The 25,614-nt window shown below is 41.0% G+C and carries 21 protein-coding genes; 12 read left to right on the top strand and 9 right to left on the bottom strand.

Annotated features, from left to right (window positions below):
* Positions 1-4 precede the first annotated feature (4 nt).
* The 4 genes from BW976_RS09695 to BW976_RS09680 all read left to right on the top strand — a co-directional run bounded on the left by BW976_RS09695 (position 5) and on the right by BW976_RS09680 (position 4,580).
* Complete coding sequence (locus tag BW976_RS09695) at positions 5-1,120, top strand: tetratricopeptide repeat protein (protein ID WP_076372888.1); 1,116 nt, start codon at positions 5-7, stop codon at positions 1,118-1,120.
* Positions 1,121-1,128: 8 nt separating this feature from the next.
* Positions 1,129-2,388 carry a tetratricopeptide repeat protein gene (locus BW976_RS09690; protein ID WP_076372886.1) on the top strand — a complete coding sequence of 420 codons (1,260 nt, stop codon included), beginning with the start codon at positions 1,129-1,131 and terminating at the stop codon, positions 2,386-2,388.
* Positions 2,389-2,558: 170 nt separating this feature from the next.
* Entirely contained in the window at positions 2,559-3,386 is an 828-nt protein-coding gene (locus BW976_RS09685; protein ID WP_076372884.1) for an AraC family transcriptional regulator, read from the top strand.
* 75 nt (positions 3,387-3,461) lie between these two features.
* On the top strand, positions 3,462-4,580 hold the full coding sequence (locus tag BW976_RS09680; protein WP_076373359.1) for an agmatine deiminase family protein: 1,119 nt from the start codon (positions 3,462-3,464) through the stop codon (positions 4,578-4,580).
* An 18-nt stretch (positions 4,581-4,598) separates the two neighbouring features.
* On the opposite strand, the gene BW976_RS09675 is transcribed toward BW976_RS09680, so the two are convergent.
* On the bottom strand, positions 4,599-6,467 hold the full coding sequence (locus BW976_RS09675) for a M1 family metallopeptidase (RefSeq protein ID WP_076373358.1): 1,869 nt from the start codon (positions 6,465-6,467) through the stop codon (positions 4,599-4,601).
* 184 nt (positions 6,468-6,651) lie between these two features.
* On the opposite strand from BW976_RS09675, the gene BW976_RS09670 reads away from it, so the two are divergent.
* From BW976_RS09670 to BW976_RS09660, 3 genes are all read left to right on the top strand, one after another.
* Complete coding sequence (locus BW976_RS09670; RefSeq protein ID WP_076372882.1) at positions 6,652-7,578, top strand: aldo/keto reductase; 927 nt, start codon at positions 6,652-6,654, stop codon at positions 7,576-7,578.
* 6 nt (positions 7,579-7,584) lie between these two features.
* The gene (locus tag BW976_RS09665; protein ID WP_076372880.1) at positions 7,585-7,968 is read left to right on the top strand and encodes a nuclear transport factor 2-like protein; all 384 of its coding nucleotides are present in this window, start codon (positions 7,585-7,587) and stop codon (positions 7,966-7,968) included.
* Positions 7,969-8,162: 194 nt separating this feature from the next.
* Positions 8,163-10,526 (top strand): ABC transporter permease, encoded by a 2,364-nt coding sequence (locus BW976_RS09660; protein WP_076372878.1) that lies wholly within the window; start codon positions 8,163-8,165, stop codon positions 10,524-10,526.
* A gap of 3 nt (positions 10,527-10,529) precedes the next feature.
* Here the strand turns inward: BW976_RS09660 and BW976_RS09655 are convergent, their stop codons facing one another.
* The 7 genes from BW976_RS09655 to BW976_RS09625 form a co-directional block, all read right to left on the bottom strand.
* The gene (locus tag BW976_RS09655; RefSeq protein WP_076372876.1) at positions 10,530-11,690 is read right to left on the bottom strand and encodes an MFS transporter; all 1,161 of its coding nucleotides are present in this window, start codon (positions 11,688-11,690) and stop codon (positions 10,530-10,532) included.
* A gap of 86 nt (positions 11,691-11,776) precedes the next feature.
* Positions 11,777-12,460: an HAD family hydrolase gene (locus BW976_RS09650; protein ID WP_076372874.1), complete on the bottom strand. Its 684-nt coding sequence runs from the start codon at positions 12,458-12,460 to the stop codon at positions 11,777-11,779.
* 34 nt (positions 12,461-12,494) lie between these two features.
* On the bottom strand, positions 12,495-13,517 hold the full coding sequence (locus BW976_RS09645) for a zinc-dependent alcohol dehydrogenase (RefSeq protein ID WP_076372872.1): 1,023 nt from the start codon (positions 13,515-13,517) through the stop codon (positions 12,495-12,497).
* Positions 13,518-13,520: 3 nt separating this feature from the next.
* Positions 13,521-14,756, bottom strand: coding sequence for an aspartate aminotransferase family protein (locus BW976_RS09640; protein ID WP_076372870.1), 1,236 nt, complete (start codon positions 14,754-14,756; stop codon positions 13,521-13,523).
* 513 nt (positions 14,757-15,269) lie between these two features.
* The gene (locus BW976_RS09635) at positions 15,270-16,880 is read right to left on the bottom strand and encodes an RICIN domain-containing protein (protein WP_076372868.1); all 1,611 of its coding nucleotides are present in this window, start codon (positions 16,878-16,880) and stop codon (positions 15,270-15,272) included.
* Between the two features lie 464 nt (positions 16,881-17,344).
* Positions 17,345-19,486, bottom strand: a complete 2,142-nt coding sequence (locus tag BW976_RS09630) for an alpha-N-acetylglucosaminidase (RefSeq protein ID WP_076372866.1) — start codon at positions 19,484-19,486, stop codon at positions 17,345-17,347.
* A gap of 181 nt (positions 19,487-19,667) precedes the next feature.
* Positions 19,668-20,660, bottom strand: a complete 993-nt coding sequence (locus tag BW976_RS09625) for a quinone oxidoreductase family protein (RefSeq protein ID WP_076372864.1) — start codon at positions 20,658-20,660, stop codon at positions 19,668-19,670.
* 227 nt (positions 20,661-20,887) lie between these two features.
* On the opposite strand from BW976_RS09625, the gene BW976_RS09620 reads away from it, so the two are divergent.
* On the top strand, positions 20,888-21,682 hold the full coding sequence (locus BW976_RS09620) for an SDR family NAD(P)-dependent oxidoreductase (RefSeq protein WP_076373357.1): 795 nt from the start codon (positions 20,888-20,890) through the stop codon (positions 21,680-21,682).
* 52 nt (positions 21,683-21,734) lie between these two features.
* On the opposite strand, the gene BW976_RS29040 is transcribed toward BW976_RS09620, so the two are convergent.
* Positions 21,735-21,950: a hypothetical protein gene (locus BW976_RS29040; RefSeq protein ID WP_139332268.1), complete on the bottom strand. Its 216-nt coding sequence runs from the start codon at positions 21,948-21,950 to the stop codon at positions 21,735-21,737.
* A gap of 190 nt (positions 21,951-22,140) precedes the next feature.
* Here BW976_RS29040 and BW976_RS09615 point away from each other — a divergent pair, with 190 nt between their 5' ends.
* The 4 genes from BW976_RS09615 (at position 22,141) to BW976_RS09600 (ending at position 25,260) form a co-directional block, all read left to right on the top strand.
* On the top strand, positions 22,141-22,599 hold the full coding sequence (locus tag BW976_RS09615) for a PaaI family thioesterase (RefSeq protein WP_317042929.1): 459 nt from the start codon (positions 22,141-22,143) through the stop codon (positions 22,597-22,599).
* Between the two features lie 10 nt (positions 22,600-22,609).
* Positions 22,610-23,068 carry a GNAT family N-acetyltransferase gene (locus BW976_RS09610; RefSeq protein WP_245834674.1) on the top strand — a complete coding sequence of 153 codons (459 nt, stop codon included), beginning with the start codon at positions 22,610-22,612 and terminating at the stop codon, positions 23,066-23,068.
* A 31-nt stretch (positions 23,069-23,099) separates the two neighbouring features.
* The gene (locus tag BW976_RS09605) at positions 23,100-23,726 is read left to right on the top strand and encodes an RNA-binding domain-containing protein (RefSeq protein WP_076372860.1); all 627 of its coding nucleotides are present in this window, start codon (positions 23,100-23,102) and stop codon (positions 23,724-23,726) included.
* Positions 23,727-23,877: 151 nt separating this feature from the next.
* Positions 23,878-25,260: an MATE family efflux transporter gene (locus BW976_RS09600; RefSeq protein ID WP_076372858.1), complete on the top strand. Its 1,383-nt coding sequence runs from the start codon at positions 23,878-23,880 to the stop codon at positions 25,258-25,260.
* Positions 25,261-25,614 lie beyond the last annotated feature (354 nt).

Genomic DNA, 25,614 nt, shown 5'->3' with positions numbered 1-25,614 from the left:
CAATATGGGTTACCGTAAAATTATCCTGGCGGTTTTAATATCATTAATAACTACATCCTTTGCCTTTGCACAAAGCGAAGCGTTAAAGGTTGTAGTTAATAATCTGGCTTACTATAAGCAGAAAAATGATCTGAAATACCTGGCAGCGGCCAAAAAATCGGCAGATAGCCTCATCATTACCAAATCTGATACAGCCGATCTGGAAAAAAACACCTACCGGGCATTAGTTAATTCGAGCATTCTGTATATCGATTCGCTCAATAAACTAAACCAGCCTGAAAAATTATTGCCAGAGACTTCAACCTTGGTCGATAAACTTTCGTCGAATAAAAAGGAGTATAAATTTCAGGCAGAGATTGATTATGCTAAACGTTGTTTAGCGAATGTTTACATCCGTAAAGGGTTTGAGTTTACCAATAATTCAGATTTCACGAAGGCCAGGGAGGCATTTGACAATGCACGCAAATACGCCCCGAATTTTAAGCAGATCAATGATTACATCGCCTATTCAAATAATAAAGCCGGTAACCTGGTAGATGCAGCCAAGTACTACAGCAGGTTATTAGCAGTTGACAGCAACAGAGCTGAATATATAGAAACAGCGTCCAGCATCTATAAATCACTAGGCGATACATCCAAAGCTTTAGAGATACTTCAAAAAGGCAGGAAGGTATTGCCGAACGACCGTTTCCTGTTACTTGATGAGGCCAACATCTACAATAATCAGAAAAACTATAAGGCCCTGGAGCCCTTAATAGGCCCATTGCTTGACATTAATGCAAATAACGCCGATATTGCATTTGTAGCAGCCAATTGTTACGATCATTTGAATAAATTTGATAAAGCGGAGTCACTTTACCTGCGTACAATTGAATTAAATGGTTCTGCTTATGATCCCGTTTTTAATTTAGGTTTGCTTTATTTAAAACAAAGCGCCAACGCAAAGGGGGGGAGTGAAGACCAAGATGTAGGCCGTGCAGTACAGTGGCTTGAAAAAGCTAACGAAATATCCCCTAATAATGTACAGGGCTTAAAAGCACTACAACTGGTTTATGCAAAAACCGGTAATAAAGATCAACTAGATAAAATAAACAGTAAACTAAAACAGTTAACCAACTAAAATAAACTATGAAAATCAAACTTTTGATGGCGGGCCTCTTAGGCTTAGTTTCAGCAACAACGTTTGCACAAAAAGGTGAATTAAGCACTGCAAAAAGTGAATATGACAATTATGAAGGACTAAGAGGAGCAAAAGCTACTTTAGCCGTGGCTGTTAAAAGCCTTGGAACGGCCAAAACCTCTATTGACAAAGCAGCGGCTAACGAAAAAACATCAGCTTTACCGCAAACCTTTGCTTTAAAAGGAGCTATCTATGCAGCACTGGCTACTCAGGATACTGTTGCGGCCACCTCATTGCCATTATTTACAACTGCCGATGAGTCATTAAAAAAAGCCAAAGAACTGGATACCAAAGGCGAAAACAAACAAGTGATTGATAACGCTTATTTAAACCTGGCTCAATACCAGTTAACCAAAGGTGTTGCTGAATATGGTGCTCAAAAATACGACCAGGCTTATCATTCATTTGATTACTATCGTACCGTTTTACCGGAGGATACCAATGCTATTTACTATACAGGTTTAGCAGCAGCCAATTCCAAAAACTATCCGGCAGCAATAACTAATTACAACAAGCTGGTTACCACCAAATACTCCAAAAACGCGGGTGTTTATATGGATCTGTCTTCGCTTTATTTGGCTAATAAGGATACTACCAACGCGCTTAAATCTGTTAGCGAGGGTATAACCAAATATCCTTCAAATACAGATCTGCGTAAAAGAGAGATCGAAATAAGCCTGCAAACGGGAAAAGAAAAAGAAGTAATTCAAAAAATACAGGCTGCTTTAACTGCAGATCCTAAAAACAAAACCTTGTATTACTATGCAGGTTTAACTTACTCACAAACTGCCGAAGCTATTATTAAAGAGCAAGCCAAAGCTAAAGACGCCGCAGCCAAAAACACTTTGCAACAGCAAAAGGTTGAAAACTATGATAAAGCTGCTGAGATGTACAAAAAAGCTCTGGAAATAGATCCAAACTATTTTGAGGCCAACCTAAATTTAGGCTATGTAATTCTTAACCCGGCAATTGATGCTTACAATGCTGCAAATAAATTACCAGCCAACAAACAAAAAGAATATGATGCAGCTATAGCTAAAGCCAACGCACAATTTGATTTAGCTAAACCATATTTGGTAAAAGCAGCTGATCTGAATCCAAAATCTGTGGATGCTTTAACAAACCTGAGAACTTATTACTTAGGAAAAAAAGACAATGTTAATGCTGAAGCAACCAAGAAGAAAATTGACGCATTAAGCGGTCAATAAGATAGAATTAAAAAGAGGGGCTTTTTTAGAAAGCCTCTCTTTTTAATTCTATTACTTAACATAATGTTAATTATGTGAAAAATGTACAATAATTCTTTTACTCAAGAAGCTATTCCTTAATTATACTTTAAAATGTTTTAAATTGGTTCTGTTTAACAGGGAAAGAACATATGAGCCTTGAAAAAATTCAGCATATAATTAAATACATTGAAGAAAATTACAATCGAGATATTTCAATTCAAAAATTAGAACAGTTATCTAATTATTCATACAGGAATGTCCAACGTGTGTTTAAAAATATCTTCCATGAATCATTAGGGACTTTTCAAAAAAGACTGAAGCTTGAAAATGCTTATAAAAAATTAATCTATACCCGCGACCCGATTACCGACATTTCATATTCAGTTGGTTTCGATAGTCTGCAATCTTTTTCTAAATCATTTAAAAAACAGTTTAATGTTTCACCTATTAAGGCCAGAAAAGAAAGGAAAGTTATTTTCGAAAGTTTTATTAATAACTACCCTGAAAAAAATAAAAGTATAGATTATGAGATAGTCTTTTTAAAGAAAATCAAAGTGTTTTATATTGGCATCCAAACAAAAAACTACAATAATACCGAGATAGAGCTATTGTGGGATAAAATTGATACAGTTTTTGCAAAAAATACTACGTCGGCCTATTTTGGGATTATAGTTGATCAACCTTTAATTACGGATAAATTGAAATGCAGATATGAGGCCTGTATCGACAAAGACCCCGTAAATAAAGACTTTTCTTCAACCTACATTCTGGGTTGTAGATACGCTAAATATATTCATAAAGGTAGCTATAGTTTAATTGAAGATACATACAGACGTATTTATATAGACTGGCTTTTTAACTCTGCTTTGGAATTTGATAGTTCTCCAATTATAGAACATTATATAAAAAATGAAATTAGGGCAGAAAATGTGCATGATTATATTACAGAAATCCTTATCCCAATCAAAAAGAAATAGTTGTCAATTTTGGACAACATACTTACCCGGTTTATCCCTTTTTTTGTAAAAAAACACTGGTTTAAACTTAAAACGATGAACAAAATGCTATTCTTAATGATATCATTATTAACTATATTTTCTTCTTGTCAAAAGGCAGAAGAAAATATTCACCCAACAGATTCTTCTACAGTTATGTATACAATGCCCGAGGAATCGGCACCACATGAAGGTACCTGGCTTCAATGGCCACATCAGTATCAGTATGGTGTTACCTATCGCAACAGATTAGATGCCACCTGGGTGAAAATGACTTCGGCACTAGTAGAAAGCGAAAAAGTTCACATTATTGCTTACGATGAAGCAGAAAGGACCCGAATTATGGGCTTGCTCCTTAAAGCGGGCATCCCTCCCACTAATGTGAACTTTAAAATTTACCCAACTGATGATGTTTGGATAAGAGATAACGGGCCAATTTATGTAAGAGATAAAAAAGGGCAGCTAATTATAGAAGACTGGGGGTTTAATGGCTGGGGTAAAAAAGCAGACTATCAAAATTGTAATCTTATCCCTACAAAAATTGCTAATGATCAAAACATTTCAAAAATTGATTTAAACGCTGTTATGATAAATGAAGGCGGGGCTGTTGAAATTGATGGAAGTGGAACTTTATTGGCAACTAAAAGCGCTATCCTGAATAATAACAGAAATCCGGGTATGACGCAAGCGCAGGCGGAAGCTATTTTCACTAAATATCTGGGGGTAACCAAATTTATTTGGCTAAAAGGAAAAGCAGGTTTAGAAATTACCGACATGCATATAGATGGATTTGCACGATTTGCTAATGCAACAACCCTGGTAACAATGGATTATGATGATTTACTAGATTGGCAAGTTCCTGAAGAAGATATTAATACGCTTTATGCGGCCACTAATAAAAGTAGGGCTCCATATCATATAGTGAAACTTCCGTTAACTCAAAACAATGTAGAAACAGCTTATGGCAAAAAATTGTATTACAAAGGCTCCTATGTAAATTATTATATTGGAAATAAAAGGATTTTGGTTCCTAATTATAATGACCCTAATGATGCGGTGGCAAACAAAATCATACAAAGTCTGTACCCCAATAGAATTGTAGTTGGGATAGATGTGAGAAACTTATATGCCAATGGCGGGATGATACATTGTGTAACTCAGCAGCAACCTCAATAAAAGTTTGCTATGTGATAATTATGGCGCCTTCCAATAGTTATTCTGTTTATTGATATCAGCGTCATACGCAGTTCCTAAAGTAATTTCTTTAAGTCGCTTACTTGTGGAAAAGCTAAAAGCTTTTGTTTTGGCACCATTCATCCAGCAGGCGGCACTTGAATTGAGGTATTGTTTACTGCCATCGGCAAAATACACGGTCAAATGCACCGGGACAGCTTCGGTACCTACATTGCTCACAACCAGACTGCATATCTTATTTTTTAAGATGACTTTACTGATAGCCAAATCAGGGACTCCCTTTTCAAAGAACCAATTTTGCCAAAACCAGTCGAGATTTTTGCCAGATGTGGTGTTTATGCAATTAAAAAAGTCATAAGGTGTAGGATGTTTGCCCTTCCAACTATTGATGTAGACGCGCAGGGCTTTCAGAAATAATTCGTCACCCAGCATTTCTTTAACATAAAAATAAGCTAATGCCGGCTTCTGATCTTTATCCATAAACCTGGCACCACCCGCCAACTGGGGTGTCAGCGTCATCACGGGAACATCCTGTTCAATACCCGAGCTGGTATTAATATCAGTCATGTCATAATCAACCGGAATTGACGGATCTATCATAGGGTGCAGGTAAAACTCAGCCATAGTTGCCCAACCTTCATCCATAAATGAATACTTGGTTTCATTTGTACCCACATAAAACGGAAAGATAGTGTGGAATATCTCATGCGCGGTTAACTGAATAGCATCCTTTTTTCGTTCAAATGGATTATTATCAACCATCATGGGAAACTCCATTTCGTCGGGCCCATCAAATATGGTTTCGTGAGAATATGGATAAGGAATTTTAGGAAACTGATAGCTGATGGCCTGCACTGTTTTACGTGCATAATCAATAACGGGCCTATAAGTGGTGTCATGGGGATTGTATACGGCATCTACCCTTGTACGTCTTTGATTTTCAACATCAACTACCAAGCTTGATGATTGCCACACATAGTGATTGCTGATACCAAAAGCAAAATCGGTGACATTGTCAGCTTTAAAATGCCAGGTATTTTGTTGATTATCTTTAGTGATGTGCCCTGCCTTTAAATCCGCATCGGTAATAATATTCAGCACACTATCACTCTGTTCGGCTTTATTGATGAGTGCCGAAAACTTCGGCTGATATACCTCCTGCTGGTTTTTAAGCGAGCCTGTGGCCCAAACCTGGTAATTGCCCGGCACCGTTATTTCTACATCAAAATTACCATAATCGTTATAAAACTCTACCTGCCCGGTGTACGGAAACATGTTCCAACCATCAATATCATCATAAACGGCAACCCTTGGAAAAAAATAGGCCAGGAAGAATGCGCCCGAATCTATTTGCCCTGTACGTACAAATGAACCTTTGTTAAGGATGTAAGAATAAGCTATATCAAAGTGTGTTTTAGAACCTGGAAGTAGCTTTTTTGTGCGTACAAATAGGTTTGTCCCCCGGATAGTGTATTTTGTTGAGTCGGGCGATTGCCCATTTTGACTTAGTTTTTCAATCTTTACACCATTGGTAAGATCTTCTTTGGCAATTGCAATTGCTTTTGGTGCAATATCCTGAAACAAATTGGGGTATAACTTAAACAGTATAAATTGAAGCGTATCAGGGCTATTATTGGTATAATCTATCCCTACCCTACCTTTAAGCTCGCGGGTTATCGGGTTAAAATTAACTTTTATGACGTAATCAGCTTTATTCTGCCAATAAAATTTTCCGGGTATTCCAGTTTTATTGCGGGTCCCCTTTGCATATGCTTTTTGCACGTTGGTTGCAACAGGCAGCTGCTGAGCCGTAGCTATTGATACTATAAACAACATGCAAATAACCAATATTGGTAACTTAGTAATCATCTTTAATAAATATAACAAGGTGAATTTATAAGAATTATCAAACAACAAGTATTTAAAATCACTGTCATACTTAAAAAATGATGTACGTCACATAAATATCCCCCGTTGTTCAAATGTGATGTAGGTCACGCAGTCCCTTAAAATTTTCTATCGTACTTCGTTATATAATTAAAAAATCAAAAAAATGAAGACAACAGATAACCCCATTCATATGCCTTGGCTAGGCTTTGGCACCTTGATTCCCGATAAAGCCCTGACTATAAGCGCTACCAAAGATGCGTTGGAAGCCGGCTTTCGGCACTTTGATTCTGCAGAACGATATAAAAATGAGAGCGAAGTTGGCGAAGCGCTACAGGCTGGACTTGCCGCTGGAAACATAGCCCGCGAAGACATTTTTGTAACCACAAAATTGTGGAACACCAATCACCGGCCCGAGCGTGTAGAACCGGCATTCGAAGCGAGTTTAGAGAGACTCCAACTCGATTATTTGGATCTCTATCTTATTCACACGCCGTATGCATTTCAGCCGGGAGATGACCAGGACCCGAGAGATCAGGACGGTAATGTTATTTACGACCGTGAAATAACTTTGCTCGACACCTGGAGAGCGATGGAGCGTTTGGTAGACGGTGGTAAATGCCGGGCTATCGGACTGTCAGATATCACCTTGAAAGATCTGTTACCCCTTTACGAAGCGGCGAGAATTAAGCCAGCAGTGGTGCAGGTGGAATCACATCCGTATTTACCGGAAACAGAGCTTCTGGAATTTTGCCAGGAGAAAGGCATTGTGTTTTTAGCTTTTGCACCATTAGGTCACGGAATGAGGCCCGGGCTGCTTGAAGATCCGGTTATTGTAGACATTGCTTCACGGATTGGAAAAACACCGGCCCAGGTGCTATTGGCCTGGGCGCTGCAACGCGGCACTGCTTTGCTTACTACACCCAAAACTGCGGCCCGTGCCAAAGAGAATTTCGACATCTCTCCCCTGCCACAAGAGGCGTTTGATGAGATCAATAGTATTCAGACCAGGCAAAGGCTCAACAACGTAGTGAATACAGGTGTTCCCGGTTTCATTCCACAAGTTAATTTGAAGAGAAAAACTAAACACTAATGACCCATGGAAGAAGATCAAATACTTGAAGCGCTAAATGCGCATTGGCAGGCATCCGCTGTTGGCGATGCAAACGCCGAACATGATATTTATGACGACGATGCCATCTGTGATTATCCCCAATCGGGCGAGCGAATCCTCGGACGAAGCAATTTACAAGCCTTGCGAAGCCATCATCCGGGTAAACCATCGGGCTTCCAGGTTAAACGCATTATCGGACAAGGCGAGCTTTGGATCACAGAATACACTATCAATTACCAGGGGCAATTAGCATATACAGTGAGCATTATGGAGTTCCGTAACGGTAAAGTGGTGCACGAGACACAGTATTTCGCAGACGCTTTTGAGGCGCCCGTCTGGCGTAGTCAGTGGGTTCAGCAAATAACATAACGCTACATCAAGCAACTCCTTATTATTAATTAAATTTACCTAAACTATTTCTGTACGGCAACGTACGGTAACTGTAACATTTCCGTACAATCGATCATTTTTAAAAGATATAAATCATTAATAATCAACAGTTTTAAATAAAGGCACGTTATTGGCATGCCTAAAATATCGATACATTTTAAATCGGCCAGGCCATGCTAAAAACATATTTCAAACTTGCTTACAGGAATATCATCAGGGATAAAGCCTATTCTCTTATTAACATAACCGGTTTAGCGGTAGGCCTGGCATCAAGTATCCTAATTTTGCTTTGGGTACAAAATGAATTCAGCTACGATAAGTTCCACAAAAATGCCAACCAGATATACCGTATAAGCTGTAATCTGGTTGATTCTAAAACTGTAGGAACCCCGGCAGGTATGCCTGCCGGTTTGAAAGCAGAAATGCCGGTAGTTAAAAACACAGTTCGTATACAACCAAGCAACACTACCCTGCTGGAAACAGGCAACAAAAAATTTCAGGAAGAACGCGTGTTTTATGCCGACCCGAGTTTCATGGATGTGTTTTCGTATCCCTTGGTGAAGGGCGACCGGAACACAGCATTAAAACAAGTAGATGGCGCTTTAATATCACAGGAAATGGCCACAAAATACTTTGGCAAAGAAGATCCTATTGGCAAGGTAATACGAAAAGACAACAAAGAAAACGTAATTGTAACAGGCGTTTTGGCCAATATCCCTCCTAACTCCGATCTGCAATTTGATTTCATTCTTCCAATGACGTCCTTAGCCAGAACCAATAATGATTTGAAAAATAGTGTATGGAATAACTTTAATTTTTACGATTACGTTCAATTAGATAAAAATTTTGATCCGTCTGCTTCCAATTTATTAAGGTTGGAAAAACAAATTGATCAAATCTTTCGCAAACATGATTCGATGAAGGCCACATTCCAATTACAACCTTTAACCAAAATTCACCTGGCCCCTGAACAGCAGGGCGATTTGCCGGGACATGGGAATGCGCAATATGTAAACATCTTTTTTATTGTCGCTATTCTGATATTGGTAGTAGCTTGCATCAATTTTATGAACCTGGCTACAGCACGTTCGGCACGCAGGGCTAAAGAAATTGGCTTACGCAAAGTTGCAGGCGCTATACGAGGGCAGTTAATCATCCAGTTTTTAAGCGAGTCGGTATTTATTTCCTTTCTGTCCTTATTGTTTGCGCTTGGGATTGTTATTTTATTTCTGCCAATATTCAATGAACTGGCCAACAGAAAACTCGCCATCGATATATCGGATGCAAAACTTTGGATAAGTCTTTTGGGTATAGCTTTGCTAACCGGTCTCATCTCTGGCAGCTACCCCGCCCTTTTCCTTTCGGGTTTTAATCCGGTTAAAGTGCTCAAGGGGAATGTAAAATCAATGGGCGGCAATTTGCTCTTTCGCAATACTTTGGTCGTCATCCAATTTATGGTTTCCATTGTATTGCTCGTAGGCACCGTAGTTATCTACAATCAGCTTAAATTTATCAGAGACAGAAATCCCGGATTTGACAAAGCTAATCTCCTGTATGTACCGATGACCGGCGATATCTGGAAGAAACAACAAGCTTTTAAAAATGAATTAAAACAGAACCCGCTCACCAGTGATTTTGCCGTTATTACCGACCTGCCCACCAACCTGGGCGGCTGGACGGTTAGTGTAGACTGGGACGGCAAAGATCCCCGCTCGCAATTAAGTTTCCCGGTAATGGGTGTAGACGAGGATTTTACGCATACATTCCGGATGAAGTTAGCGGCGGGCCGAAGTTTTTCAAGAGCATTTAAGGCTGATTCAAATAATTACATGGTTAACGAAAAAATGCTGAGCGTTATGGGTTTAAATGCTAGTACAGCAATAGGTAAATCATTAACGCTTTGGGGTAATAAGGGTACCATCATTGGTGTGGTGAAAGACTTTAATTTTAAACCGGTTCAGCAGGCTATAGAACCTTTGGTAATGCCTTTTAATAAAATAGGTGGCTATGTGATGATAAGAACATTACCCGGTAAAACCAACGCAACCGTACAGGCGCTATCAAGCATAAGTCAGGAACTTAACCCAGCCTATCCTTTCAAATTTGACTTTCTTGACCAGGACCTATCTAATCTCTATAAGGGAGAACAACAGATGGGTAACATTTTTAATCTTTTTGCTGCTCTTGGTATTTTTATCTCCTGCCTGGGCTTATACGGCTTATCTGCCTTTATGGCCGAGCAGCGTACCAAGGAGATTGGCGTGCGCAAAGTATTGGGCGCATCTGTATTTAACCTGGTTTATTTATTGTCAGCCAGTATTACCAGGCTCATCTTTATCGCAATCTTTATCGCCATACCTCTTTCCTGGTACGCGGTAAACAGCTGGCTGGCAGGTTTTGCTTATCATATCCATGTGGGCTGGTTAGTATTTTTCATCGCATCCCTGGCAGCTTTAAGTATTGCGTGGCTTACGGTTAGTTATGAATCTATAAAAGCAGCCATTGTTAATCCTATAAAGAGCTTGAGAACAGAATGATCATCATATCATCTTTTTGATTTGACCAGCCATAAAGCTTGTACCCAAACCTAATAAAGCGATCAGGGCAAAAGACCAGCGCAAACTAGTTGCCTGGGCAATAAAGCCAATCAAAGGAGGCCCTATCAGAAAACCCAAAAAACCAACTGTTGATACTGCCGCAATAGCAATTCCGGGTGCCAGCGTTTTTGATTTACCTGCTATAGCCAACACCAATGGCACTACTGATGATACGCCTATGCCTACCATTAAGAAACCTATGGTTGCCGTATAGATATTAGGAAAGATAACCGCAAGCAACAAACCCGATGTGCTGATAACGCCGCTGAACTGCAAAATTTTGCTGACCCCATATTTTGTTACTAATCCATCGGCAGTAAACCTTCCCGCCGCCATAGTAGCCATAAAGGCTATACTACCTACAGTAGTGAGGGTTTCGGGTACGGTCACCACCTTCTGAAAATAAACCCCGCTCCAGTCAAACATCGTTCCTTCTGTTATGAGGCTGGCGAAAGCGATAAAACCCAATTTCAGGATATTATAATCGGGCTTGGCAAACAGGGGCTGCGATTCTGATGCTTCGTCCTCTGGCAGCAGGTTTTTATAGGAAACTATGACCATGATCCAGCATAATACACCAATGATTACATAATGCATCCAGAGTGGCCATTGCAGGTTTATAGCCAGCGTACCTATCGCCACACCGCTAAAACCGGCCAGACTCCACAAACCATGAAATGAAGCCATGATAGAGCGGCCGTATAAAGATTCGATGCCTACAGCCTGGGTATTCATAGCTACTTCAAAAACATTATTTAAAAACCCAAAGCAAAACAGCACGATAACCAATTGCCAGATATGGGTTATCAAACCAATCATACATAAAACCAACGGAAAGAGTATTCCCGCAGCTATCAGCACTCTGCGACTTTTATACTTGGTTACCATCCAGCCCGAAATGGGTAAGCTGGTAAGTAAACCTATGGGTAAAGCAAATAATACGCTTCCCAGTTCGGCATTGTTTAAGCTAAAAAACGATTTCAGGTCGTGGATTCGACAGGTCCAGCTGGAATAAGTTAAACCACAAATAAAGAAAAATATACAGGTAGCGATGCGATGCGAGCGCTTGATATCAACAGACGGAGTGGATAATGATGACAACATATATTTATTTAAAAACCCAAAGGGCGGTATCAAAATAACCTGTCCGGAGTGTTTAATTATTCCGGACAGGTATCATAAATTAATTATTAAGCGGGTACAGTCTGGTTCCAGAGATGTTGATGGATTTCCTCATAATCATTGAGCTTGACAATATCACTGATCTCAGCCAGTTTTTTATTGTTGATACCAATGAAACGGATACCCAGTTGCTTTGTGGCTTCATAATCCCAACGACCATCACCCACATAAACAATATCGCTCATAGGTACCTCCAGGTTATGCAGGTCGTTCATCTGCCTGATGGTATTGCCAATAATATCACGTCTGGCTTTGGCATCCTGGGCGAAGGAAGCTGCAACACAGCCTTCCATATTTATACCGGCACAACGTAGCTTGAATAAAGCAGATTCGCGCCAGCCACCGGTGGCTAAACCAATGCTTACCCCCTCCTGTCCGCAAAGCGTATTAATGATTGCGGCAGCTTTGGGTATTTCTTTCATACAATGCTTTTCCTGCATGTAAGCCTCATACAGCAATTTACAAAAATGACTGATAAACTCGTCCCGTTCCATTTCGGTAAAGCTACGCTGATGCTGCTCCTGGAATAACTGATCAATAATACCAGAATCTGTCGTATTTACATAATGACCGTAATTGGTTTCAAAGCCTTTAAAACCAAATACATCTTCTAAAGCTTGTGTAAAACAACGGTCGTCAACTTCTGTAGTATCGGTTAGTGTTCCGTCGATATCAAATATAATATATCTCATGATTTGATTTGAATAGGGTATTATTAAAAAATTGTTAAATAGTGATTACCGATTTTAAGCTCGAAATGTTATTACTGCGTTCACGCGTGCCGACATTTACACCTAAGTGTTCAATGGCCAGCTTAAAATCGTCCAGGTTATAATCGTTCGTGATGATCTTTTCCAGGCCCATTCGTCCGCCATTGATCATATCAACCGCGTGCTTAAAGGTATCCATCGAGTCAATTGATCCAATAATAGAAATACTGCGATCGGCTATTTCCCGCGGATTAATAGTCTGCTGATTATTACGCAAGCCCATCATGGATATTTTACCACCATCGGCGATGGCCTGCATCGATTTTTCGAGCAAAGAACCAGTAGTATCGATGATCAGGTCGTACTGATTTTTTTGTGGGATAAAGGCCGGTTCTATCTTCCAATGTTTAGATAAAACGTTGTTTTCTTCTATCAGCTTGATCCTTTGACGCGATGCTTCATAGATGACGCCTTCCTGTACACCATGCTGTGTAAGGGCCATGTAAAACAACAAACCAATAGGACCGCCGCCCAATATCGCCGTACGCATAAAGGGTGTTACCGCCAGTTTTTTTACAGCGGTGAGTACACAGCTCAGTGGTTCAGACATGGCGCCCTGTTCAAACGGAATATTGTCATTGAGCGGATAAATAAAATGTTTGGTAGTTTTAAAATACTTGGTAAAAGTACCATCGATAGATACACCTGCTTCGGTGCTTGATTTATGCAGGCAATGGTTGCGCTGCCCTCTGCGACAATTTTCGCAATAACCACAAAAATAGGTTGGGTCAATGATCACCCGCTGCCCCACTTCGCAGCTTTCAACCCCACTACCTTTGGCTACAATAACACCTGCCGATTCATGGCCGATGATCACGTTGGGTTTTGCCATGTATTCGCCCGAGATGATACTGAGGTCTGTACCACAAATACCAGTAGCCTTAATTTCTACAATCACCTCATCAGGCAATGTAATTTCCGGTTCTGCTTTGTCCTGTATATCAATATCCCAGGCTCCGCTATACACAATTGCTTTCATTTTTTATATCTGACTAAAAATTTTATTTAAACGGGAATAGATCTCTTCAATATCATCAACAGTGGCGGTAAGCGCCGGGCGCACTTTAACTACATTGCCAAAACCATAGCGGGAGCCCCTTAAAATGAGACTGTGATCTTCAAAAGCGATATCAATGATCTTGTTGGTTAAAGCCGGATCGGGAGCGCCATCTTTATCGATGATCTCCAGTCCCCACATATAACCTATACCACGTACATCGCCTATGATGCGTGGGTAATTCTCTTTAAGCTTGTTCAGTAATTCGCCGAGAACGATTCCGGAGCTGCGTACGTTTTCCAGGAAACCCTCTCTGGATACCACTTCCATTGTTTTTTGTGATGCAGTTAGCGACAAGAGATTACCGCCCGAGGTATAAGAATGTTCGAATTTTTCCAGTACCGCGTACTCTGGTTTATACAGGATAGCAGCAGCCGGGATACCAATACCGCCCAGGCCTTTTGCCAGCGTGATGATATCGGGCTTAATGTCATAATGCTCACTGGCAAACATATAACCCGTACGGCCGATACCCGTCTGCACCTCATCTGCGATGAGGGTGATATCCAGCTCATCGCAGATTTGTCTTACTTTTTCAAAGTATCCATCCGGAGGTACGATATTGCCGCCGTTACCCAGTATAGGCTCCATCACCATGGCCGATACACTGCCCGAACTGCCGTATTCTACATAGTCATAAATGGCCTCTGCACATAAAAAACCGCATTGACCCGGCCCTTTAGCAGAAAACGGACAGCGATAGCAATATGGCGCAGGCACAATGGCGTTTTTGGTAGAAATAGTATTGGAAAAAGATTTTCGCCTGAATGCATTACCTGAAATATTGGTGGTATACAACGTTTGCCCGTGATGAGAAAGCGACAGGCTAACTACCTCGTTTTTACCGTTAAATTTATTGGCGATCTTCACTGCGCCCTCATTGGCGGTTGAACCGATAATATCGCGCATCCAGCCATCGGTAATATGCTCCGGCGCCTCATCCAAAATGCAATCCAGTACCTGTTGCGCAAGTTCGGCGGTAAATGCCGATGATACATGGATCAGATTTTCAACCTGTTGTTTAAGCACCTCCACCAATTCGGGGTGACTGTAGCCCAGTGAGAGGTTAAATGTTCCTGAAGCCCCGTCGATGTACTCTTCATTTTCAGGGGTGTAGAGGCGAATGCCGCTACCTTTAGTAAAAGTGACGTTGTTGGACATGTTTTTAAGTTAGAAATGGTTAATATTTGGTTTGTATAAATTTTTATTAATTATTTATTAGACAATAAAATTCCATATGGCTAATTTTCAGCACCATAAACAAATAAATTAGAATATATTATCCTATAATAACTTAATAAAACGTTTTATTAGGTAAATAATAAGCGCAATGTATGATATTTTTATATAACAACAAGTGGTTTTGTATTTCTTTTAGATTAATAAATAATGAACTTTACTTTCTCATGAAGAAATTTTATTGATGCAAATAAAAACATATCTATAAATTGTTAAAATACAGCCAATTCAATAGTAGTATAAGCAGTAGTGCTGTATGTATATACATACAGCACTACTGCTTATAGGTATTATAATATCATTTATTAAAGCCTAACTTGATTTATAAAGAGAGAGAAGTATTACGCTCCGGAGACAGATTATTAAAACCAGGTACAAAAAAGAGGGGTTTCGTCAGCAAGACGAAACCCCTCTTTTTGTACTTAGTGCAATATATTAATTGATCTTTTCAAATCGCCACTGTTGGGCACCTCCTCCATTATCTGTATAGATTTCTACATTGTTATTGGCATCTGTTCCGCTGGTAACATCCAGGCATAGCGTTGGTGCACAGGCCGGCTGTAATTTATAATAGCCCGAGCCAACACTCACAATTTTCCATTGCTGCGCACTGGAACCGCTGTCCGTAGAAATATCCACATTGGCCCCTGACGCACTGCTACCACCTGTCACATCAAGCACTTTTCCAGAAGTATGTTGTGGAGCAAGCTTGTAATATCCGTTACCAATACTGGTTATCTGCCAGCGTTGATTACTGGTGTTTCCATCGGTATAAACCGCCACGTTGGTGCCATCGGCTGTTCCGCTGCTGGTTACATCCAGGTTGCGGCCGGGTGCGCAGGCCGCTTTCAATTCATATATACCATCAGTTAGTGCGGTTGTCTGATCAAAATTAAAGCCGATCACCGGTACATTATTGCTGAAGGTATACAAATAGCCTACCGTAGTCCGGTTTCCGTTACTCATAATTAATGATACAAATAATTCATAGTCACCCGTAGTTTTTTGAAGCTCCGAAATAGGCATGGTCACCATAAATGAGTTTCCTGTTGGATTTACCGACCAGGCTACTGCATCATAATTATTGTTTGGCTCGCCATAGGTAGGTCCCGGGTCCTGGTAAACATTAACCGCAGTTATAACGTCTGTTGTAGTAAAAGTGCCGGAAACTATAAAATTGCCATTACTTACACTTCCGTTCAAAGAGGTCAATGACGCTGATGATGTATTATAAAATGTTTTTACGGTTTTAGAAAACACCTGGCAATTATTTAAAATAGCAGAGCCGGCACGATTTATAAATGTAGGTGCCGAACCCAGTGTATAATTTCCAGACCCCATTAAGTTGGTACCTAAAGTTGTATGCTCGGTATTGGTTTCGTGCGAATGCGGCAGGTTTAAGCCATGACCAAGCTCGTGCATCATACCGCCAAACCATTTGGTGAGCAGGTTGCCATCGGTTGTGGCCTGCCCCATATACTGGATATCAAATTTGGCATAATCCAATGCATAGCAAAATCGGCCGGTCCCGTAAAAGGGTACGTCGGCAGCATTAATATCTGGTACGGGCATAATAACTAAATAATGATCACTGGCCTTAAGCGTAGGGTTAGCCGTAAAATAACTGTTGATTTCCTGCTCAACCGTGCCTTTATTGTTATAAGTATAAGAACTTGCCGGACTTTGCCCGTTAATAACAACAATACGAACAGATGAGGTATCGGCTGTTTTCACAAACATACCGAACGTGGTGTTATAACCGTTACGGATCATGTTTGACCGGTAAAACTCTTGCCCCCAGCGTAATAATTTACTTAAACGGGTTTGATAATCGGTAATGGCAGTCCGGTCTGAGGGTACAAAATAGACCACATTGAGGCTGTAGGCGTTTTCTGAGGTGTAGTCGCCGCTTACTACTTTGGTTTGGGGGTTTGATTTCTTTGCCCCGTTGACCGAAGTACCTACCAGGTCTTTTTTACAGGAGCATACAAATGCAGTCCCGCATAACAATACAATTGTTGCGAGTTTGTTTAACATCATTTTCATAGTGATTTTGGTAATTTAATTGGTTTGTTAATATTTAATATATGTTATTCATAGAAAAAACGATTCTACAAACCAATAGACACCTTAAATATACATCACCATGAATAAGCTATGATGCTTAAAAAAATCAGCATAAGCGAAAACAAAACAATGTTTTCGAATTACGATACAACGAATTAATATTCAACTATTTATTGGCTTACAACAACAAGATAATATTAAATGTTAGGGAAACATTTGTTTTTGTAACACAAACGTTTGTGTTAAATCATTTGATTGCGCAGGAAAGCAAGTTGAGTCTTATTAAATTAGTCATTAATAATCACCATATATCTTAATTTTAATCTAAAATAGTTCACAATAACAACAACTTGTACAACATAAACCTACACATATGGCATTATCAGCAAAAAATAGCACACAAACGTTTGTTATTCATAAATAACACATCATATTATAATAGCTTACTGGCTTATCAGCTTTATCACCCGGTCAACTTCGGTTAAATAATTGCCTGTTCCTTTGGTTGGGTAGCTGTTTTGCTGCCAGGCCCAATTTTTTTCGAAAGTAAAATAGTCCACCGTTGTTGCGGATTGTCCTTTAAGCCGGTTATTCAGCTCCTGAAAAAACATTTCCCAGCGAGGCAGGTAAAAACTATCCAGCATTCCACCCCACTCTTTATTGGCGTATTCATGCAAATCAGTATTCGGATTATAATCCGGGCCCCAGTAGGTTATTTGTACTCTGGCATTCCATTCACAAAGTTTTTTATCTTCCGGGGTAATACCATAGGTCTTGGCTTGCTCCAGCCATGGCCCCAGCATAAAATTGGGCTCCGTATTTAATAATTCATTTTGCAGGCGGATCATCTGCAGGAACAGGTCTCTCCATTTTTGATAAGTTTTAACATCTTTTGCTTTATAAGCCTTCATGCAATTGGCATAAATTACCCTGCCCTGGTTTGACATCACTTGTCTCGCCAGATCTACCATATCAATTTTATAGGTAGCAGAGTTTTGAAACTGAGTAGCAGCTTTGCGGAAAAGCATTAATGCCTGCACCGGTTTTTGAGCGTCGTATTGTATTGAATCAGAACCCCAGGTTGATGTATTGGTTACATTTTCTGAAGGCCGGGCACAAAATATAGCTTCGGCTCCTTTGGAATCAGGTACACTATATAAAGAGCTGAGCAATAATTGCCAGCCCTCATCAACATCTTTATTGTAAGCCCCGTAGCGATAGCTGATATATTTTTTGATCACATTTTCCATATCAGTTCCAGGTTCCGACCAGGCTGTTTGCAGGGCCAGATCAAAAGCAACGGGATTGGCGGTGATTGATTCCGGGATAATGCCAATACCTTTCATCCACTTACCTTGAGCAGATGCGTATGCCCTGTGCGGCTCACTCACTAATCGTTTCAGATCGCCGATCATGGTGATCTTACCACCCCAGTCGTTCACCGAAGCCCATACGTAAGGTGTACCCTCAAAGGCGTTTCTGCTTTCCCATTCGTTAAACTCCTCTCCTTTTAAATCCAGGATCAGCACATTTTCTTTTTTAAGCCCGGCAAGCAGTTCCTTACGAGGATTGTCTTGCCAACCCTGCAAAACCCAGGTACTATTAGGGTAATACTGCTGCATGATCTTCTGTATATCACCCGCTGCAACCGGAACATCAATACCCGTTGCTTTACCGCCTTCGTGAAACAAATCGCCGCCAAAATAGTGAATGTCATTACCATACAGAGCTTTCATTTCGCTATAATACTGACGGGCCATTTTGATGAACAAGCTATCCGATGGGGCTAAAAACGCCGGGCGCTGAAAGCCACCCGCCCATTTACCTTGCCGTATAATTTTGGCTTTGGGATATTTAACAGCCAGGTTATCGGGCACCAAACCTGTGAATGCCTGCAACACGGGTTGGATACCCAGTTCTTTCATCCGCTTTAGTATTTTTTGCTGCAGAAGAACCCATTTATTAATCATACCATCGCTCACCGGACCTCCCCAGCCCTCCATATTACCCATCAGCCACCAGGCATTAAAGCCTGGGCCAGGGATATAGGCACGCACTTCCTTATCTGTGTAGCCTAGATTGGTCAGCATTTTTTGCCACACCTTTTCGGTACCTATAGGTGCCAGCATCGTGTTTACGCCGTTGAGAGCCATCCAATCCAACTCACTTTCCCAATCCTTCCAGTTATAAAAACTATAGGTATAATTATAGGTGCAATAATTTAAAGCATACCGGATTTGAAAAGGCGTATTTACGCTGACGGTATCAGGAACAGCAGGCAGTTTTGCTATGGATTTGAGATTATCGCCATAATGAGAAAGCGACATATGGCCATAATATTTCAGGTAATAATTTACCGCATAAGCAGCAGCAGATACCGTATTCGCTTCGATAAGCAGCGAAGAACCATGCTGATAAAGCCGGAACGCATCGCCCTTATCCTTTATGGCTATCTTCCGGAATTGTATCTTCCCTTTTAAAAAAGGAAACTCCCTGCTTATCAGTTGCTGAACCTGGCTATATTCCTGGGCCCGGACCTGGCAATATGCCAAACAGGCTATCATCAGTATCAATATCTTCTTCATGATAGTATGAAGATATCATCCTGAAGGGTAAATGGCACGTATTTCGACTATAATTCTTCACACAAACGTTTGCTATTCATTAGTTTAAATAGCCCGGATAAACAAAAGGGAGCAGCTCTATGTAAAATAGAACCCTCCCCTCTCTATCAAAACACCCTTGTTATTAACTAAAAAGTTCTTCTTAAAACTTCAGGAGCACTTTGCCAAAAGGCCTCTCCTCCATTAAGTAACGCTGCGCTTCGGCAACATCGGCAATATCAAATACTTTGGCCACAAGGGGTTTTATTTTCCTTTCGGCCAACAATGGCAGCAATTGATTCCATATTTGTTTCTGTTCTTCAGCGTTAAACCATCCGGAAAGGCTTTGCCCTTTCATTTGTATGCCCTTCCATACAAAATCAGTTACGTTGGCGGTAAATTGTGTACCTGCCGAGTAGCCAATGGTAACCAGCATACCATTGCGGGCCAGGGAATGAAGCGCTTCCCCGGTCAAATTTCCGCCGATGCTGTCAATCACCAGGTCTACCCCTTTCCCTTCGGTTATTCTTAATACACCCTCGCTGATGGTTTCTTTAGAAAGATCAATAACGTTTTCAATACCTGCTGATTTTGCCGCCTCTGCTTTTTGAGTTGATCCTGCCGTGGCGATAACCAAAGGTGAGCCATAAGCCAACGATAATTGAATAGCGGCATTACCAACAGCGCCACCCGCTCCTAATGCCAATACACTTTTGCTGTTGGTAAAATCGCCTTTATTTAAACTGGCTTGTGCCGAGAAAAAGGCTACCGGAAATGTGGCAGCTTCTCCATCAGATACATGATCCGGTGTTTTGATCACTTCTTGCGGATATAAAGCGAGGTATTCCTGCCAGGTTCCGTCGCTGATGATGCCCCTGATCAAGCCATCGGTTGTAAAGGGCGAAATTATAACCCTTGCTCCTTCCGGAAATTCACTATTGCCTTTTACAACTACCCCGGCGGCTTCATTTCCCAAAACCATGGGTGGCTTTTTAGCCTGCGGTATCAATCCTTTTCTGATGATATTATCAACCGGGTTAACCGCGGCTATATTGACTTTAACCAATAACTGCCCCTCTTTTAGTTCCGGTATATCCAGGTCAACTACTTTCAGGGTATCATATGCTCCGTATTCTTTAAATTGAATGGCTTTCATGTTAGTTTTTATTATTCAAATGATCAACTGGTCATTTGTAAAAGTAAAAATATACCGATTGGTATTATTTATTATAATTGTATTGTCACAGTTTTAAATAAATACACCCCTGCTTTACTAAATAAAGAATTTCGATTTTGTCAGCACCATTCCATCTTTTGTTTGTAATGATATATGCCAACGAAACATTGGGTACTTTTAATCATCAATTCAACTATAGAAAAAACATGGATCTTCAACTCAAAAACAAAGTAGCCTTAGTAACCGGTTCAACTGCCGGTATTGGTTATGCCATAGCTAAATCATTAGCTGCCGAAGGTGTAAAAGTATATGTGAACGGCCGTACCGATGAGCGTGTTAAAAGTGCGGTAGACCAGATTAAAAAAGAAACCGGCAACAGCGATATTCATGGCCTAAGCGGCGATATGGCCAACAAGAGCGATATCGACCGAATCATCAGTAGCCTGCCCCAGGTTGATATATTGATCAATAACGTGGCTATTTTTGAACCCAAAGCATTTAAAGATATTACCGACGAAGACTGGCTTAAATTTTATGAAGTGAACGTACTGAGCGGTGTAAGGTTTTCCAGGGCTTATTTTGATAAGATGCTGCAAAAAAACTGGGGAAGGATCATTTTCATCTCCAGCGAATCGGCCATACAGATACCTGAAGAAATGATCCATTACGGCATGACCAAAACCGCACAGGTAGCCATAGCACGTGGCTTGGCCGAATTAACCAAAGGCACTAATGTAACCGTAAATTCCATTTTACCCGGCCCTACCCGTTCTGAAGGTGTTGGCGGCTTTATTGACAAACTTGCCACTGAGAAAAACCTGACCGCCGGTCAAATGGAGACTGAGTTTTTTAAAAGTATGCGGGGTACATCGATCATTCAGCGCTTTACCGAGACTGATGAGATAGCCAACCTGGTTACTTATATCGCAAGCCCGCTGTCATCAGCAACCAACGGGGCTTTGCTAAGAGCCGATGGCGGCGTTATCAAAAGCGCATTCTAAATAAATACGCCCCGGATGAATTGCTCATCCGGGGCCTATTTATCAAGCTATTTTAATGAACCGGCTTTTTAGTGGTGTCTTTTTTAGCAGTATCTGGCTTTGCGGAGGTATCTTTCTTGGCCGTATCAGTAGCAGCCGGGGTTGCTGTTTTTGAGGTGTCGGTGCTGGTGCTATCAGAGCCTCCGGCTTTTTTCTCAGAACTGCAACCTGTTGCTATTGCACCCATCATGGTCGCGACAAGTGCCAGACTTAAAATTTGCTTTTTCATAGTTATCTGTATTTGAATGAATTGTCCATTTTATTTCGAACCTATTATTAACCATACAGCAACCATATTGTTTAAGTTAAAAAGGCATCCGGCATCTAAGATGCTATCCAAACCGCTAATTTTACATAACAAATGCTATTAATTTCTTATAAATTTCAGATATTTAAGGGCTATGGTAGTATCTGAACGAATGTTAAAGTGGGCGATGCGTTTCTACCCTCCCCTTTTATTTCAGCGTATCTGGGTGGTGAAATTTGATAAAGGATTTAAAGGCGTTCAGGTAAAGATCGTTAAGAGCGTCCTGAATAAAAACTATAACAATGCTATTTTCGGTGGCACCATTTTTTCGGCGGCTGATCCGTTTTACCCGGTGTTATTTCACCAGTTGCTTATTCAAAAGGGGTATAAATTAAAGGTGTGGTCAAAATCATCGTCCATACATTATTTAAAACCGGGCGCGTCTGATCTTTATTTTACCATAGCTTTAACTGATGCAGAAATTGAACATGCCGAAATGATACTAAACACAGAAGGCAAATACATGGTACACCACCCCATTGAGATTTATAATAAGGATGGCGAAATGTGTGTATCAGTAACGATTGAGGTGTATTTGCGTAATTTAAATTTTACAAGTACTAATTTATAATTCAATTTTAATGGCTACTTATATGAACGATGAGGTCTTTATAAAAAAAGGCTTCCTGATATCTACCGATAAAAGTTTACTTAACGTTGATCTGATCTATAATTACCTGAACGACGACTCCTACTGGGCCCAGGGTATCCGCCGCGACGTGCTGGAAAAAGGTATTGCCAATTCTATGTGCTTTGGTGTGTATCAGCAGGATGTTCAGGCCGGCTTTGCACGGGTAGTTACCGATAATGCCACTTTTGGCTACTTGTGCGATGTTTTTATTTTACCGGATTTCCGCCAAAAAGGCCTATCTAAATGGCTGGTGCAAACTATTGTTAAACACCCCGATCTGCAGGGATTAAGAAGATGGTCGTTAGCCACTGCCGACGCACATGGCCTGTATAGCCAATTTGGATTTGTACAGGTAGCCCGCCCGGAAGTGTGGATGGAAATACATACCCCCTATATTAAACCTCAATAGTCAGTTTAACAGACAGGATAACAGCGCTAACATGAACCATATCAAAAAATTGATATTTGAGGGCGAAGGTGTAACACTCGACTTTAAAAAAACAATTACTAGCTGCGAAAAAATTGCCCGTACCATGGTGTCCTTTGCCAATAACAAGGGCGGTAAACTATTGATAGGCGTTGCCGATGATGGTACTATTAAAGGCGTAAAATCTGAAGATGAAGAACGCTATATGATCACCAAAGCGGCTCACTTTTTTGCACGCCCGGCTTTGGAGCCCATATTTGATGAGGTTTATGTAGATGATAAACTGGTATTAGTTGTTGATACCCCAGCCAGTGACCTGAAACCACACTATGCCCTGGCCGAAGACGGTAAATGGTGGGCATACGTAAGGGTAAAAGATAAAAGTGTACTGGCCAGTAAAATTGTACTGGAAGTGCTCAAACGATCGTCAAGTGATGAAGGTGTTTTGATTGAATATTCTGAAAATGAAAAGTCGTTACTGCAATATTTGGAGTTACACACGCGCATTACCATTAAGGAATGTGCCGAACTGTTAAAAATTGGCAGACGACGGGCGCAGCGTATCTTGGTTGATCTGATATTATCGGGTCTTATCCGCATCAATACCACCGAAAAAGAAGAGTTTTATACCGTAAGCTGAGGCGCTTAAAGTGAAAAGCTGAGGTAGAAAACTACAAGTATTGCCTGCTGCTGACGCAGAAGGTGAAAGATTTATAGTAAGTTTGCTAATAATCAGCAATGCAGCTTTGGGCTTTCTGCCTTAAGCTTTCTGCTCTCCTGTACCTAAAGTAATGAAAAGCATTTTCCTGAAATACAAACCTTATTATGGCGAAAGCCTTAAACTGGCTATTCCCGTAGTGATATCACAGCTGGGGCATACACTGGTTCAAATGTCCGATTCTATTATTGTGGGCCATTTCGCCGGCACAATTTCCCTTGCTGCCGTAGCGCTGGTAAATAGTCTTTTCATGACCCCGCTGGTTATCGGCCTGGGTATCTCTTATGGTTTAACACCCCTTGTTGCGCAAAATAATGGTCGTAAAAATTTTAAAGAATGCGGACTGCTGCTTTCCAATAGTTTATTCTTAAACATGATTAGCGGTATCCTGTTATTCGCTGCTATCTATTTTGGAACGATGTTGCTCATTGGTCATTTGGATCAATCGCCGCAGGTAGTGACCGAGGCTAAACCTTATTTATTCCTGCTCAGTTTATCGCTCATCCCGCTGCTGGTATTTGCCACCTTTAAGCAATTTGCCGAAGGCCTTGGTTTTACCAAGCAGGCTATGCTCATCTCTATATGGGGCAATCTGCTCAATATATGCCTCGGGGTAATTTTTGTAAAAGGCTTGTTGGGCGTGCATCCAATGGGCATTAAAGGCGTTGGTTACAGTACTCTGATAGACCGTTGTGTAATGGCGATAGTGATGGCCATCTATGTTTTAAGGTCGCCTATATTTAAGCAGTACCTGAAAAGCTTTGCCATCAGAAATATCGACCGTATCCGGGGTATCCAGATCATGAAGATCGGCGCACCGGTAGCTTTGCAATACACTTTTGAAGTGAGCGCTTTTGGCGGGGCAGCTATTTTGGTAGGCGTTATCGGGCTCGATCAGCAGGCCGCGCATCAGGTTGCTATTAGTTTGGCCGCCATGACCTACATGATGGCCAGCGGTATATCTGCCGGGGCAGCTATCAAATCCGGCAATTATTTTGGCGCAGGCCATCATCAAAACCTCCGGATGTCGGCTATCTCCAATTACCACATCGTACTGGCGTTTATGGCTACTACCGCGCTGATATTTACTTTTGGCAGGCATCTGCTACCCTGGATAATTACTTCCGATCAGGCCGTAATTAATATTGCAGCACAGTTACTTATCATAGCAGCATTCTTCCAGTTATTTGATGGCGCGCAGGTGGTTGGCCTGGGTATCCTCCGCGGCATGGGCGATGTAAACATTCCTACCATTTTTACTTTTTTGGCGTATTGGGTAGTAGGCTTACCGGTAGGTTACCTCTTAGGCATCAAGCTTAATTTGGGGGTTAATGGGGTTTGGTATGGCTTAACTTTAGGACTGGCAACGGCCTCGGTACTGCTATTCCTCCGCTTTAACATCATCAGCAAAAAGCACCGCCGGGATAATACCATACCGATACTGGCGAAGGATTAAACATTACCCCTATTTTGTCATCCTGAGTTTTAAAATCCGGGGGCCTTTAAGGGTTCAATGACATTATCTTTGCAAAGCCGTGCAGTGTGGCCGTCTAAGTTATAGTGCATTTTTGCCTGTCCCTGAGTATGGTTCTGAAGCAATGAGTCTAAGGGTATGGTACAACACTAACTGTGTTTGTCCGATGGGTAGCCTGTCTTTTTCTTTACACTCCTTCGGGCACGGCTTATTAACGATAAGTCAACAGGATGGAAAAGATGCATCATCATGCAGCCGGTATAGATATCGGCTCGCGTAAGGTATTTGTAGGATTGGAAAACAGTCCGGTACGCTGGTTTGAGACCTTTACCAGTG

This window comes from Mucilaginibacter lappiensis (assembly GCF_900155965.1).
Classification (GTDB): Bacteria; Bacteroidota; Bacteroidia; order Sphingobacteriales; family Sphingobacteriaceae; genus Mucilaginibacter; species Mucilaginibacter lappiensis.
This window is presented reverse-complemented; position numbering and strand designations above follow the sequence as displayed.

Coding starts and splice junctions, on each gene's coding strand:
- BW976_RS09695 (WP_076372888.1), top strand. CDS start 5: ATGGGTTACCGTAAAATTATCCTGGCGGTTTTAATATCATTAATAACT.
- BW976_RS09690 (WP_076372886.1), top strand. CDS start 1,129: ATGAAAATCAAACTTTTGATGGCGGGCCTCTTAGGCTTAGTTTCAGCA.
- BW976_RS09685 (WP_076372884.1), top strand. CDS start 2,559: ATGAGCCTTGAAAAAATTCAGCATATAATTAAATACATTGAAGAAAAT.
- BW976_RS09680 (WP_076373359.1), top strand. CDS start 3,462: ATGAACAAAATGCTATTCTTAATGATATCATTATTAACTATATTTTCT.
- BW976_RS09675 (WP_076373358.1), bottom strand. CDS start 6,467: ATGATTACTAAGTTACCAATATTGGTTATTTGCATGTTGTTTATAGTA.
- BW976_RS09670 (WP_076372882.1), top strand. CDS start 6,652: ATGAAGACAACAGATAACCCCATTCATATGCCTTGGCTAGGCTTTGGC.
- BW976_RS09665 (WP_076372880.1), top strand. CDS start 7,585: ATGGAAGAAGATCAAATACTTGAAGCGCTAAATGCGCATTGGCAGGCA.
- BW976_RS09660 (WP_076372878.1), top strand. CDS start 8,163: ATGCTAAAAACATATTTCAAACTTGCTTACAGGAATATCATCAGGGAT.
- BW976_RS09655 (WP_076372876.1), bottom strand. CDS start 11,690: ATGTTGTCATCATTATCCACTCCGTCTGTTGATATCAAGCGCTCGCAT.
- BW976_RS09650 (WP_076372874.1), bottom strand. CDS start 12,460: ATGAGATATATTATATTTGATATCGACGGAACACTAACCGATACTACA.
- BW976_RS09645 (WP_076372872.1), bottom strand. CDS start 13,517: ATGAAAGCAATTGTGTATAGCGGAGCCTGGGATATTGATATACAGGAC.
- BW976_RS09640 (WP_076372870.1), bottom strand. CDS start 14,756: ATGTCCAACAACGTCACTTTTACTAAAGGTAGCGGCATTCGCCTCTAC.
- BW976_RS09635 (WP_076372868.1), bottom strand. CDS start 16,880: ATGAAAATGATGTTAAACAAACTCGCAACAATTGTATTGTTATGCGGG.
- BW976_RS09630 (WP_076372866.1), bottom strand. CDS start 19,486: ATGAAGAAGATATTGATACTGATGATAGCCTGTTTGGCATATTGCCAG.
- BW976_RS09625 (WP_076372864.1), bottom strand. CDS start 20,660: ATGAAAGCCATTCAATTTAAAGAATACGGAGCATATGATACCCTGAAA.
- BW976_RS09620 (WP_076373357.1), top strand. CDS start 20,888: ATGGATCTTCAACTCAAAAACAAAGTAGCCTTAGTAACCGGTTCAACT.
- BW976_RS29040 (WP_139332268.1), bottom strand. CDS start 21,950: ATGAAAAAGCAAATTTTAAGTCTGGCACTTGTCGCGACCATGATGGGT.
- BW976_RS09615 (WP_317042929.1), top strand. CDS start 22,141: ATGTTAAAGTGGGCGATGCGTTTCTACCCTCCCCTTTTATTTCAGCGT.
- BW976_RS09610 (WP_245834674.1), top strand. CDS start 22,610: ATGGCTACTTATATGAACGATGAGGTCTTTATAAAAAAAGGCTTCCTG.
- BW976_RS09605 (WP_076372860.1), top strand. CDS start 23,100: ATGAACCATATCAAAAAATTGATATTTGAGGGCGAAGGTGTAACACTC.
- BW976_RS09600 (WP_076372858.1), top strand. CDS start 23,878: ATGAAAAGCATTTTCCTGAAATACAAACCTTATTATGGCGAAAGCCTT.